Source organism: Clostridium neonatale, from assembly GCF_001458595.1.
Lineage (GTDB): Bacteria > Bacillota > Clostridia > Clostridiales > Clostridiaceae > Clostridium > Clostridium neonatale.
The window spans coordinates 542,739-555,707 of the sequence record NZ_LN890328.1 but is presented as its reverse complement, the minus strand read 5'-3'; the positions used below and the strand labels follow the sequence as shown (position 1 = coordinate 555,707).

At 27.3% G+C, this 12,969-nt stretch carries 12 protein-coding genes; 4 read left to right on the top strand and 8 right to left on the bottom strand.

Annotated features, from left to right (window positions below; translation table 11 throughout):
- Positions 1 to 16 precede the first annotated feature (16 nt).
- Both udk and BN2920_RS09660 read right to left on the bottom strand, forming a co-directional pair.
- On the bottom strand, positions 17 to 637 hold the full coding sequence (gene udk / locus BN2920_RS09665) for a uridine kinase (RefSeq protein ID WP_058294808.1): 621 nt from the start codon (positions 635 to 637) through the stop codon (positions 17 to 19).
- 194 nt (positions 638 to 831) lie between these two features.
- Positions 832 to 1,674: a hypothetical protein gene (locus tag BN2920_RS09660; RefSeq protein WP_058294807.1), complete on the bottom strand. Its 843-nt coding sequence runs from the start codon at positions 1,672 to 1,674 to the stop codon at positions 832 to 834.
- A gap of 248 nt (positions 1,675 to 1,922) precedes the next feature.
- Between BN2920_RS09660 and BN2920_RS21730 the strand changes: the two genes are divergently transcribed.
- Positions 1,923 to 2,075 carry a hypothetical protein gene (locus BN2920_RS21730; protein ID WP_172437796.1) on the top strand — a complete coding sequence of 51 codons (153 nt, stop codon included), beginning with the start codon at positions 1,923 to 1,925 and terminating at the stop codon, positions 2,073 to 2,075.
- A 134-nt stretch (positions 2,076 to 2,209) separates the two neighbouring features.
- On the opposite strand, the gene BN2920_RS09655 is transcribed toward BN2920_RS21730, so the two are convergent.
- From BN2920_RS09655 to BN2920_RS09645, 3 genes are all read right to left on the bottom strand, one after another.
- Entirely contained in the window at positions 2,210 to 2,365 is a 156-nt protein-coding gene (locus BN2920_RS09655) for a zinc-ribbon domain-containing protein (RefSeq protein ID WP_058294806.1), read from the bottom strand.
- A 762-nt stretch (positions 2,366 to 3,127) separates the two neighbouring features.
- Entirely contained in the window at positions 3,128 to 4,423 is a 1,296-nt protein-coding gene (locus tag BN2920_RS09650; RefSeq protein WP_058294805.1) for a homoserine dehydrogenase, read from the bottom strand.
- Between the two features lie 149 nt (positions 4,424 to 4,572).
- The gene (locus tag BN2920_RS09645; protein ID WP_058294804.1) at positions 4,573 to 5,262 is read right to left on the bottom strand and encodes a DUF554 domain-containing protein; all 690 of its coding nucleotides are present in this window, start codon (positions 5,260 to 5,262) and stop codon (positions 4,573 to 4,575) included.
- Positions 5,263 to 5,474: 212 nt separating this feature from the next.
- Here BN2920_RS09645 and rpsD point away from each other — a divergent pair, with 212 nt between their 5' ends.
- The 3 genes from rpsD to BN2920_RS09630 all read left to right on the top strand — a co-directional run bounded on the left by rpsD (position 5,475) and on the right by BN2920_RS09630 (position 7,891).
- A complete protein-coding gene (gene rpsD, locus BN2920_RS09640; RefSeq protein ID WP_058294803.1) occupies positions 5,475 to 6,065 on the top strand; it encodes a 30S ribosomal protein S4 in 591 nt (196 codons plus the stop codon).
- A gap of 66 nt (positions 6,066 to 6,131) precedes the next feature.
- Positions 6,132 to 6,716, top strand: coding sequence for a hypothetical protein (locus BN2920_RS09635; RefSeq protein ID WP_242868353.1), 585 nt, complete (start codon positions 6,132 to 6,134; stop codon positions 6,714 to 6,716).
- A 359-nt stretch (positions 6,717 to 7,075) separates the two neighbouring features.
- Positions 7,076 to 7,891, top strand: a complete 816-nt coding sequence (locus tag BN2920_RS09630) for a fused DSP-PTPase phosphatase/NAD kinase-like protein (RefSeq protein WP_242868351.1) — start codon at positions 7,076 to 7,078, stop codon at positions 7,889 to 7,891.
- A gap of 202 nt (positions 7,892 to 8,093) precedes the next feature.
- Here BN2920_RS09630 and aspS read toward each other — a convergent pair whose 3' ends face one another.
- The 3 genes from aspS to BN2920_RS09615 form a co-directional block, all read right to left on the bottom strand.
- Complete coding sequence (gene aspS, locus BN2920_RS09625) at positions 8,094 to 9,893, bottom strand: aspartate--tRNA ligase (protein ID WP_058294801.1); 1,800 nt, start codon at positions 9,891 to 9,893, stop codon at positions 8,094 to 8,096.
- A gap of 133 nt (positions 9,894 to 10,026) precedes the next feature.
- On the bottom strand, positions 10,027 to 11,280 hold the full coding sequence (gene hisS, locus BN2920_RS09620) for a histidine--tRNA ligase (RefSeq protein WP_058294800.1): 1,254 nt from the start codon (positions 11,278 to 11,280) through the stop codon (positions 10,027 to 10,029).
- A 196-nt stretch (positions 11,281 to 11,476) separates the two neighbouring features.
- A complete protein-coding gene (locus BN2920_RS09615) occupies positions 11,477 to 12,904 on the bottom strand; it encodes a coproporphyrinogen III oxidase (protein WP_058294799.1) in 1,428 nt (475 codons plus the stop codon).
- Between the last annotated feature and the right edge of the window lie 65 nt (positions 12,905 to 12,969).

The window sequence follows — 12,969 nt, the reverse complement described above, 5'->3', positions numbered from 1 at the left end:
TACAATTCATATTTTATTATTCTTCGTTTATGAAATTTTTAATTCTTTCAAGTAACATACTTAAAGCCACCATATTATCTCCACCTTCTGGTATTATAATATCAGCTCTTTTCTTGCTTGGATCAACAAATTCTTCATGCATAGGCTTTACTGTTCCTAAATATTGATTCACAACTGAATCTATATCTCTGCCTCTTTCTTTAACGTCTCTTAATAGTCTTCTTATTATTCTAACATCTGCATCTGTATCCACAAAAACTTTTATATCCATTAAATCACAAAGTTCTTTATTTTCAAAGATTAATATTCCTTCAACTACTATTACTTTTTTAGGCTTAACTTCAACAGTCTCTTTTAGTCTTGTGTGTTCTACAAAAGAATACACTGGATGTCTTATAATATCCCCATTCTTTAAAGTTTTAAGATGATCAATTAATAATTCAGTTTCAAATGAATTAGGATGATCATAATTTAATTTTTTTCTTTCTTCTAATGAAATATTATCATTTGATTTATAATAATAGTCATGACAAAGAATAACAACTTCTTCTTCAAAATAATCTTTTATTTTTTGTGCTATTGTAGTCTTTCCCGAACCACTTCCACCAGCTATGCCTATAATCATTGTATTTCTCATATGTTCCTCCAATGCAATAAAGTATATTTAATTTTATTATATAATCTAAAAGTAAATCTATTAATGGTAGATTATTATTCTTATTTATAATTAACTATTAAATTTTATTACAAAAAAATAAAAAAAACAACTCTTATAATATTTAAAAAATAAATAAGAGTTAAAGAAAAAAATATATCTTTATAAATTAATAATCAAAGTGCATTTTTTTGAAAATTTGATTCCTTTTTATATAGATAAACAGTTAAATTTTTATTATTTTTTGAATTACTTTTTAATATTAAAGTATTTTTATATTCTTCGCTATTTTCATCTTCAAAAAACTCAATAGCTCTATTTACTTTCTTTGTTTCACCACTTTCATCCTTATAAATCATTGAAATACTATCCTCTGAATCTCTATAGTAATCACCAACAGTTTTAACTTCATAACTATTTTTTTGATTTTCTTCTTCCGCTTTTCTATAAGTAGAATGTTTTTCTATATAAGAAAATGATGGAATCTTGTATTTCTTTAATAATTCTTTTTCTTTATATGCTCGTTTGCTTTCTATTTCTAATCCTCTTATAATATACTCTAATTTCATAACGAATGATTCATAGCTATTTATAGTAATGACCAATTCTCTAAATTCTACGTTTTCATCACCATATCTATCTTTAAATTCTTGTAACATAAAACTTATTTTTTCCTTATCATAAATACCTTTAAAAGCTAGATCTTTTGATAGTTTTTTTACTATGTGAATTACACTACCATATTTTATATATTTAAGCATTAAAACAATAAAATAAATTGATAATAAGCAACATGGTATTGAAATTAACATGTAGTTATTAAGTAGAATTCCTATCGTTATCAATATAATAAATTTAATATTTGCATTATTATATTTTTTAATGCCCTCTGATAAAGTTGAACTATACGATAATATCTTATCTATCATTAATTTTCTATTTTTTATTAATGTAAATATATCATTTTTTTTGATTCTAATCTTCTTTATAAAATTAATTTTTGCTGATTGTGTCCCCATGCTCCTCTCCTCCTAATTGGTAATTATTTACTTAATATTACAACTTTTGTTAATTGTTTTCAAGAAAATATATTCTTTAAATACATTTCATTTATAACTTATTTTTATTTTTTATTATTATATTCATCATTTTCTTGTATCAGTTTTTGTAACATTAAGTCTATTTATCAATTAAATTTCATTATGAATAATAATAAAGCGCTTAGCTTAAACTATTTGTGAAACATTAAAAGAGAGGTGGAATATTTATGCCAAAAGATAGTCAGCCAGATAATAAGATAGCCAGAATGGAAAAATGTAATTATCAAACTCCACTAACAGAAGAAAATCATAATCACAACAAAAATAGAAAAAGGCACTCTGTAAAGCGTGAGGGTTTCAAAAGTGACCATATCAATTAGGTAAATATAAAACTTTTTATTTATGCTTAAATTTTTGAAAATAGAAATTAACTTTTTTATTTTTACGCACTTTAATTAACATTGTTTCAATAAAATCAAAAAGCCATAAGGAATATTCCTTATGGCTAAAATAACTATCTTCTATTATTTTGTTGCTTTCTAGCTCTTCTACAATCAGCACATCTTACTGGATCATTATCGAATCCTTTTTCTTTGTAGAATTCTTGTTCTCCAACTGTAAATACAAATTCGTTTCCACAATCTTTACATATTATTTTCTTATCTTCCATTTTACATTCCTCCATATTCAAAGACTTAGTTACTGATAGTTTCTCATAGGAGAAATGTTCATATAATAAATCTTTAAAAAAAAAATTTCTGTTCTTATCGAACACTATTAGTATATCACCTATTATTAGTAATTGCAATGTTTAATTTGAATTTTTCTTCTATATAATATCTTGATCTTCATTTTATTCATTATTTAACCTAATTTTCTAATGTTCTTACTCTCTTCTTATTCTTTCTTTTGTTCTTCTACAATCCATAATACATATTAATAAGTTAATTATGAATATTAATTAGATATAAAAAAGTAGCTTCCACATCTATATTGATTTATATTTTGTAAATCAATATTAAATTTCCCCTGTATTTAAGCTGTAAAATACAGGGGATTCATATATTATTCAAAGGCAATATCTCTAAAAAATACAACATATAGCATGTGGAAGTTGTATTATAATGCATGATAAATAATGGCAAAGCAATCATTACACATCAGAAATACTCCTTTTTGGGGGCTTATTTAGAATCTATATTAAAATTTATAATATAAAAAGAAGCAATGAGTTTTTGAAACATCATTGCTTCTTTTTATATTATTATATTATCATAAAGATTCCAACTTTTCAATAAAATAATAAAATATATTGATTTTATCATTTTATTTTAAATTTTTGTTTATTTTTTTAAGTATAATAATATTGTGAATGCATAAAAAGAACTTACTGATAGCACCTTATTTGAATATAACTAATCTTACCCTATTGCTATTCTAAGTCTTCAATTCTAATTATATTATTAATCTTATAAACTGATTTTAATTCAGCTATTTCTTTGATTGAATTATTTAACTCTTTTTCATTAGTCTTATGTGTAACAAGAACTATTGTAACATTTCCATTCTCTTCATCGCCTTTCTGGATTACAGAACGTAAACTTACATTGTTCTTTCCAAGTATAGATGTTATTTTACTTAAAACACCAGGCTCATCTACTACTGTAGCACGCACATAATATTTACTCTCTATATCCTCCATTGATAAAATTTCTCTTTTCCATAAGTTATTCTTAACAACAGGATTAGAATTTTCTGCATCTACACCATTTCTTACTATAGTAACTATATCTCCAACCACAGCACTTCCTGTAGGTAAATCACCTGCTCCTCTTCCATAGAACATTAAGTCACCAACAGCATTACCTTTTATAAATACAGCATTGAATGAATCATAAATATTTGATAATGGGTGTTTTTTTGAAATCATAGTTGGATGAACTCTTAATTCTATCTTACCATTATTTTCTTTAGCAATAGCAAGAAGTTTTATTCCCATTTTAAATTCTTTAGCATACTTCATGTCTACAGCTTCAATTTTAGTAATTCCTTCTCTATATATATTATCAACATCTATCTTGCTACCAAATGCTAAAGATGCAAGTATTGCAAGTTTATATTGAGCATCAAACGCTTCTATATCAGATGTTGGATCTGCTTCTGCGTACCCTTTTTCTTGTGCTTCCTTTAACACATCGTCAAAATCTGCACCTTCAAGTTCCATTTTACTTAAAATATAATTTGTAGTACCATTTACTATTCCATAAAGTTTTTCTATTTTATTAGCAGTAAGACTTTCATCTATACCTTTAATAATAGGAATTCCTCCTGCTACACTAGCTTCATATTGGAACATTACGCCCATTTCATCTGCTTTTTCAAAAAGTTCATCTCCTGCATTTGCTATGAGCATTTTATTTGCAGTTACAATATGTTTTTTCTTATCCATACATCTTAGCATATAGCGTTTTGATGGCTCCATGCCACCCATTACTTCCACTACTATTTTGATGCTATCATCTTCTAGTATTTCATCAAAATCTGTAGTAATAATTTCATCTGGTACTTCTACTGACCTTTTTTTATTTTTATCTCTTACAAGGATTTTTGCGATTTCTACCTCATATCCAGATCTTTTCATTATTTCTTCTTTATTAGAATTCAAAATCATCCAAACACCACGACCAACATTCCCCAATCCTAGTAGTGCTATTTTTACTTTCTTCATTTTGTGTGCCCCCTTAAGTTTCTACTTACTATAATAAATATAGTATACTTATTTAATTATAATTGTTCTATTAAACTTTGGCTATATTTTTTACTGAATATTTTATATTTACCTGCATCTATTACTAATTTTTATGTAATATTTGTATTTTAAAATAAACCAAATATAATTGGAATAAATATTGAAGGCAGCAAATTAGCCACTTTTATTTTACTTGCACCCAACATATTCAATCCCAATCCTAATATTAAAAGACTTCCAACAGCAGACATATTGTTTATTACAATTTCTGTGAGAATTCCAGAAAGAACTCCAGCAAGTACTGTTATGCTTCCTTGATAAATCAGAATAGCTGCTGCTGAAAATATAACTCCAATACCGAGAGATGAAGTAAATATTATTGATGAAACCCCATCTAAAATAGATTTTGCAAAAAGTGTTGTATGATTTCCCTTCAATCCACTTTCTAATGATCCTACAACAGCCATAGCCCCAACGCAAAATAATAAACTAGATGTAACAAATCCTTCTGCTATAGAAACGGTTTCACTTGTAGCATCTTTGTTATTATTTACCTTATTTTCAATAAGTTGTCCTAATTTATTGAGTTTATCATCGATATCTATTATTTCTCCAATTAAAGCTCCAATTGCTATACATATAATCATCTGCAGAGTATCCTCACCTTTAAGCGTACCACTTATCCCTATATATATAACACATAATGCTAGCCCATTCATTATAGTATTACTGATTTTTTCATTTAATTTTCCCTTTACTATTAATCCAATTATACATCCACCTGCTACTGCTAACGCATTAACTATAGTACCTAACATTTTTAATCCCCCCATTTTTATGAATATTTTTATATTATACCATATTCCCAAATTCAAAAGTACTTAACCCCACATTATGAAATCATTAATATTAAAAATAAATTTTATAAATGATAATGATTTTCATTTACTTACTCCAAAATTTATGCTATATTATCTATGGGCTTAATTTTATCGCGGCAAATCTTTATTATACGGAGATGATAATTATTATGGCAAAACAACCAAGATTCAAATTATGTAGAAGGTTAGGACTTAATGTAATAGGACATCCTAAGGCAATGAAAAGATCAAATAATGGTTCAGCTAGAGATGCTAAAAAACTTTCATCATATGGAATTCAACTTTTAGAAAAACAAAGACTCAGATCTTATTATGGAATAAGAGAAAGACAATTTTCTAATTACGTGAAAAAAGCACTTGCTGACAAAGAACTGACTGGCTATACATTAATAAAAAAATTAGAATGTAGACTTGATAATTTAGTATATAGGCTAGGATTTGCAAATTCAATTGCTCAAGCTCGCCAAATGGTAGTTCATGGTCATATTTTAGTAAATGGGCAAAAAGTAGATAGACCTTCTTATAATGTAAGTATTGGCGAAAGAATTTCTTTAAGTGAAAAATCTCAAAAGAATGAAATGTTTAAGGATAATTTCTTATCTTCTATCCTTAATACTTATCCATACTTAGAAAAAGATGAGAACTCTTTCTCAGGTAGTCTTACTAGAATGCCACTTAGAGAAGAAGTTCCAATACAAATCAACGATTCTTTAGTTGTAGAATTCTATTCTAAATTATAATTAGGGTTTTAACAACAATTTGTATTTTAGTTTTTATGTATTTCTAGAGAAAGGCTGTATGTTTATATGAACTTTAATAATAAAACGCTGCTTAAAAATTATTATAAAGATTATCATTATTGGGAAAATAAAATAATAAGTAATGATTCAGTACTAAGTGGATACTTCGAAAATAAAACTATAACAACTCATTCTAAGATTATATATACAGGCATATTAAATGCTGAAAAAAATATTATTGAGTGTGGATTTGTTTCGTATCCATCGATTTACTCAGCGCTAGGATTTATTCAAAATATATTTTTATCTACTTGCTTTTTTACATGGTTTGATTCATTTTCAAATGAATTTTGTATCCCTATGGCAACCTTTGATACAGTCATTGAAGAAGTTCTTAAACACGAAAAAAATATTGATATAAATTCTGCTAACTTTATGGTAAATTCATATGAATATATTAATTCTTTATGGAATGCAGACGAAGCTACTTTAACAAAAAAATTGATAAATTTTACAGATAATTTCAACAATAAGTGGGATAATGATCCAGAAAAAAAATTATTCATAAAGATTTTTGATTCTCCAATGGAAATCTACCATTTTATAACGGCAACTATAGGATGGGACTTTGATGAATTTGTTGAAGAATAAATCTCAATGAACCTTGAAACATTGCATAATACATGTAGCAGTGTTCTTACTGAACCTCTTATTAATAAAAGGTTCATAAACCTATTAAACATTAACACACCTATATTATTTTAATTTAAAAAAGCAAGATAATTTATAGTTAAATAAATTTATCTTGCTTTTTCTAATTTATTGTATAAACACTCTTTTATTATAGAAAGCTAGTAATACAAATATTTTTTAAGAGGGTGATTATTAATATGAATAAACTTAGTAAATTTTTTATATCTGCCTGCTTACTTTTTCTTTTTTCATTAGCTTTACTCCCAAAATGTGCCTATTCTTACTCTAATAAAGAAATTTCTAATAATTCCAATACAGTGAATCTTGTAATCGATAACTTAAGAATAAATGAGCTACCATCTCATTTTAGAAAAACTTCAGATCTATCCATACTTGATGAAAAAAATATCAATACATATAGCTTAGATACCTTAAACATATCCGGCAGCCAGCAATTCTCAAGAAACAATATAAGATTAATTATAAATAATATAAATACAAATTTTCCTTTTATAGTTATTGATTTAAGAGAAGAATCTCATGGATTTGTTAATGACATTCCTGTAAGTTATGAAAATAATCATAATAATGCAAATATGGGCTTATCAAGGAATAAAGTGCTACTTAAAGAAAAAGATGATTTAAGTAAAATAAAATTAAATTCTGAATTAAATTTTTATAATCATAAAGATTCAATAATTCCAAAATATGTAGGAAACGAAAGCAAAACGTGTCTTGATAATTCTTTAGGATATTTAAGAATAACTGCAACTGACGAAATTCCTCCATCTCCTGAAAATATAGACTTTTTTATAAATTCAGTTAATAAGCTTCCTAAAGATAAGTGGCTACACTTTCACTGCAAAGAAGGGATTGGTAGAACAAGTACATTCATGATTTTTTATGATATGATGAATAATTATGATAAAGTTGGTTCTGAAGATATTATAAATAGACAAATTGAACTAGTCAGTGATTATACAGAAAAAGATATTAAAGATATAACTAGTAAAAGGCGTATTACACTTTATAATTTGTTTTATGAATATTGCACTAAATACGGAAAAGATTTTAATGTTTCTTTTAGTGAATATCTGAAAATAAATAATTTATCTTATGAATCTTATTTATAATAAAATCAAATTATATATGTTGCAATATGATTTATTCAATACTTGAGTATACGTACTGTACATTTAATGTGAATTTCGATTTTCAACATATATAATAATATTAAATTATTTTACCATTAAAGATTTTATTATATATTCTAGAATAAAAATGACTTTAACAAAATGATTTAAACTAATCACTTTGTTAAAGTCTACCAAATTCTTATTCTTCGTCTTTTTTATTTTCTTTTGGAAGTATTGATATTCCAAGTTCAGCTAATTGCTTTTCATCAGCTATGTTTGGAGCTTCACTTAAATAACAATATGCATTTTGATTTTTAGGGAATGCAATAACATCTTTTATGTTTTCAGTTCCTGCAAGGAACATTACCATTCTATCTAACCCATATGCCAAACCACCGTGTGGTGGTGCTCCAAATTTAAGTGCTTGTAATAAGAATCCAAAACTCTCCCATGCTCTTTCATGCGTAAATCCTAATGCCTTAAGCATTCTTTCCTGAACAGCTGTATCATGAATTCTTATTGAACCTCCACCAAGTTCTTCACCATTTAATACTAAATCATAAGCTTTAGATCTTACTCTTCCTGGATCAGATTCAACGTACTCTAAGTCTTCATCCATTGGAGCTGTGAATGGGTGATGACATGCCATATATCTGCCTTCTTCTTCACTATATTCAAATAATGGGAATTCAGTAACCCATGTAAAGTTAAACTCATTTTTATCTTTAATTAAATCAAATTCTTTAGCTAAGTGTAATCTTAATGCTCCAAGGCTTTGGAATACTACAGAATTTTTATCTGCAACAATAAGTACAGCATCTCCATTTTCAGCATTCATAGTTTCTTTTATAGATTCTGTTACTTCATCAGTTAAGAATTTTGAAATTGAAGATTTAATTCCATCTTCCTTAAATTGAATCCATGCAAGACCTTTTGCTTTATATGTCTTAACAAATTCGCCTAACTTATCAAGTGGCTTTCTACCTAAATCCGCTCCACCTTTTAAGCATAAAGCTCTAACAGATCCACCTGCTTCAATTGCTGACTTAAATACTACAAAATCCATATCTTTAACATCTGCAGTAATGTCTGTTATTTCCATACCAAATCTTAAATCCGGTTTATCTGATCCGTATTTTTCCATTGCATCTTTATATGTCATTCTCTTTATTGGAAGCTTGACATCCACTCCTGCAACTTCTTTAAATACATGTGCAATTAATCCTTCATTAAATTCCATAACATCATCTTCTTCAACGAAGCTTAATTCCATATCAACTTGAGTAAATTCAGGTTGTCTGTTAGCTCTTAAATCTTCATCTCTAAAACATTTAGCAATTTGATAGTATTTATCAAATCCAGACATCATTAACAATTGTTTAAATAATTGTGGTGACTGTGGTAAAGCATAAAACATACCATTATAATTTCTTGAAGGCACTAAGTAATCTCTTGCTCCTTCTGGTGTACTTTTTCCAAGTACCGGTGTTTCTACATCCAAGAAACCATGACTATCTAAGTAAGAACGAATAGCTGCTGTTGTCTTACTTCTAGTTTCAAAAATCTTGAACATATCTGGTCTTCTTAAATCTAAATATCTATATTTTAATCTTATATCTTCAGCTGTATCTAAATTTTCTTTTATTATTATTGGTGGCGTTTCTGATTCTGAAAGTATCTTTATAGATTCACATTTTAATTCAACAAAACCAGTTGGCATGTTTTCATTAACACTTTCTCTCTTAACAACTTCTCCAGTTACTGCTATGCAGTATTCTGGCTTAACACTTTTAGCTTTTTCAAAAGCTTCAGCATTAATTTCTTCACCAAATACAACTTGCATTATACCAGTTCTATCTCTTAAATCAATAAAATCTAGTCCTCCAAGTTTCCTATTTCTTTGAACCCATCCCATTAAAGTAATCTTTTGCCCAACATGAGCTTCTCTAGGTTCGCCACACATCATTGTACGCTTTAATCCATTTAAAGCTTCACCCATTATAATTTCCTCCTTATAGCAGTTTAAAGTTTATACTTCATTTTCTATACATTATGAATATATAAACTTAAAACAACATTTGTTCTTAAAAGTATAAATACAATACATATAATTATAACATATAATATTCTATCTATTTAACTGTTTTTGCAATTTCTTCACCGTTATCCAAAGAAACTTCAAAAATTTCTCCATCACTCATTCTCTTAAGATTTATTTTCTTATTATTAAGTTCATCTTCACCTAAAATAGTAGTAAATGATGCACCTAATTTATTAGCATATTTCATTTCAGCTTTTACGCTTCTACCCATATGATTAATTTCACACTTAACTCCAAGCACTCTTAAATCACTTGCAAGCTTAAATGCAACTTTTCTTTCCTCATCACCTCTTGCACCAATGTACAAGTCAAATAAGTTTTCCTTTGGTATTTCTATATTTTCATTGTCTAATGTCATTATAAGTCTTTCTTCACCCATACCAAAACCAACTGCCGGCATATCAGGTCCACCTAATTCTTCTATGAGTTTATCGTATCTGCCTCCACCGCATACAGTAAAATCTGCATTTATAATTTCAAATATAGTTTTTGTATAATAATCTAATCCTCTTACTATACCTGGGTCTATTTCATATGATATTTCTAATACATCTAAATATTCCTTTACTTTATTAAAGTGAGTTTCACATTCTTCACAAACATAATCTAATATTATAGGTGCATTCTTTGTGATTTCTTTACATTTTTTTTCTTTACAGTCTAATATTCTCATTGGATTCTTTTCAAAACGAGTCTTACACGTTTCACAAAGAGTGTCATAGTTTTCTTTTAAGAATGCTTTTAATGCATCATTGTATTTTGCTCTACACGTAGGACATCCTAAGTTATTTATATGAAGGCTTAAGCTTTTTAAGCCTAATTTATTCAAGGTGTCCATTGCAACTTTAATTACTTCAACGTCCATTGAAGGTTCTTTAGATCCAAACATTTCAAGACCACATTGGTGGAATTGTCTAAGCCTTCCCTTTTGAACATTTTCATATCTAAAAGCTGGTGTTATATAATATAACTTTGTTGGCTGAGCTTCATTAAATAATCTATTTTCTATAAATGCTCTAACAGCAGGTGCAGTACCTTCTGGTTTTAATGTTACACTTCTATTCCCTTTATCATTAAAAGTATACATTTCTTTTTGTACTATATCTGTTGTGTCTCCAACACCTCGCAAAAATAATTCTGTATGTTCAAACACTGGAGTTCTGATTTCTCTTATTCCATAAGTTTTTGCTACTTCTCTAAATGTACTTTCTACATACTGCCATTTATATGCATCTTCTGGTAACATATCCTTAGTACCTTTTGGTGCTTGCAATTCCATTGCCATATCTAAATTCCTCCAAATCTATTTCTTACTACATGATAATATTAATATAAACAAAAAATTATTTCAATTCACAATTGATTATTAAAAGTGTATAGCCTTAAATTAAAATTCTTATACAACTTTTAAAAATCATATTTATTTAATAAGAATTTACTTTTCTATATTAATTATTAATCATAATTTTTAAAGTACCTTATCAATTATATAAAGTATCAAGAAGTCCTTTTTTACGCTTAATCATTTCATCAATTCTTCTGATATATTCATGTAAATCCTTCAAATTAGGAAATCTTTCAAGTCTATCTTCTTCTAAAAATACAACCTTGCTTACAGCTGCTGCACCAAGTGCGATTATTGTTTGCTTTTCTTCTATCATTTGAATATTATAAATGCACTCTTTTCCTTTTTTAGCATAACCTAAGTTTTCCATATTACCAACCATATTCTTTTGTCTATACATATAATATGGTGAAAGCCCTAAACTATCACCTAAATTCTTAGTTTCTGCATACATTTTTATTATTTCATCCTGCAATGTTACCTCTATCCCTTTTTTAAGAACAAAGTTTTCATACATGGCTGATCCTCTTTTTAATGCTAGACCATGAATGGTTATGCTATCTGGTTTTAATTTTATTATTTCGTTTTTAGTATTAAGGAATTCCTCATATCCTTCACCTGGAAGACCTATAATCAAATCCATATTTATATGTTCAAATCCAAGATTCCTTGCCATATTAAACTTTTCTATTATGTCTTCTGATGTATGATTTCTCCCTATAAGTTTTAATGTTTTATCGTTCATGGTTTGAGGATTTATACTTATTCTGTTTACTTTATAATCCTTCATAGTTTGAAGCTTATTTTTATTTATACTATCTGGTCTTCCACATTCAACCGTAAACTCTTTAACATTATTATCTTTAATGAAATTATCATATATTTCTTTCATAACCATAGCAAATTCTTCATCATTAACTGACGTAGGCGTTCCTCCACCAAAATATACTGACTCAATATTTAGGTTCTTTTCTTTTATATAACTGCTCATTCCATTAATTTCTTTTATAAGAGCTTCAATATATGGCATAACCATTTTTTTATGAGCTGCTATTGGATTTGCAGTAAATGAACAATATACGCATCGTGTTGGACAGAACGCCATTCCAATATATACTGCTATATTGTTCTTATCTTTATTTACAATTCTTTCTTCCGCCCTTGCCACATCTATACAAAGCTTAGCCTTATCTTCATGTGCTAAATATCTTTCTTTAAATATATTTATTACTTCTTCTTCAGTATTTCCTTCTTTTAATAATTTTAATGCTATTTTAGAAGGTCGTATTCCTATTAGTATCCCCCATGGATACATATCATTTGTTAATTCTCTAAGGCAAATAAATATAAATCTTCTAATTGAATGTTTCTTTTCCTCTGATATTTTTTCTTTCCTTTGATAATCTTTATATATAAATTTTAATGTTTCATCATCAATATATACTTTATAATCACTTTTATCTTTTTCAACAAAATCAATATTGCTCATTGAAAAATAAATATTAAACAACTGATATACTTCGTATCTATATTTTAAGTCATTTAAATAAATTTTTACTTCCATTATTTCTCCTCACGCAAAGGAAGTCTGCCTAGAGTATAAAAATCACTTTATTTAGACAGACTTCT

Bases quoted from the DNA above. Each gene is read 5' to 3' on its own strand.
- aspS (WP_058294801.1), bottom strand. From the start codon at position 9,893: ATGGGTGAAGCTTTAAATGGATTAAAGCGTACAATGATGTGTGGCGAA.
- BN2920_RS09650 (WP_058294805.1), bottom strand. From the start codon at position 4,423: ATGAAGAAAGTAAAAATAGCACTACTAGGATTGGGGAATGTTGGTCGT.
- udk (WP_058294808.1), bottom strand. From the start codon at position 637: ATGAGAAATACAATGATTATAGGCATAGCTGGTGGAAGTGGTTCGGGA.
- BN2920_RS09655 (WP_058294806.1), bottom strand. From the start codon at position 2,365: ATGGAAGATAAGAAAATAATATGTAAAGATTGTGGAAACGAATTTGTA.
- BN2920_RS09660 (WP_058294807.1), bottom strand. From the start codon at position 1,674: ATGGGGACACAATCAGCAAAAATTAATTTTATAAAGAAGATTAGAATC.
- BN2920_RS09635 (WP_242868353.1), top strand. From the start codon at position 6,132: ATGAACTTTAATAATAAAACGCTGCTTAAAAATTATTATAAAGATTAT.
- BN2920_RS21730 (WP_172437796.1), top strand. From the start codon at position 1,923: ATGCCAAAAGATAGTCAGCCAGATAATAAGATAGCCAGAATGGAAAAA.
- rpsD (WP_058294803.1), top strand. From the start codon at position 5,475: ATGGCAAAACAACCAAGATTCAAATTATGTAGAAGGTTAGGACTTAAT.
- hisS (WP_058294800.1), bottom strand. From the start codon at position 11,280: ATGGCAATGGAATTGCAAGCACCAAAAGGTACTAAGGATATGTTACCA.
- BN2920_RS09615 (WP_058294799.1), bottom strand. From the start codon at position 12,904: ATGGAAGTAAAAATTTATTTAAATGACTTAAAATATAGATACGAAGTA.
- BN2920_RS09645 (WP_058294804.1), bottom strand. From the start codon at position 5,262: ATGTTAGGTACTATAGTTAATGCGTTAGCAGTAGCAGGTGGATGTATA.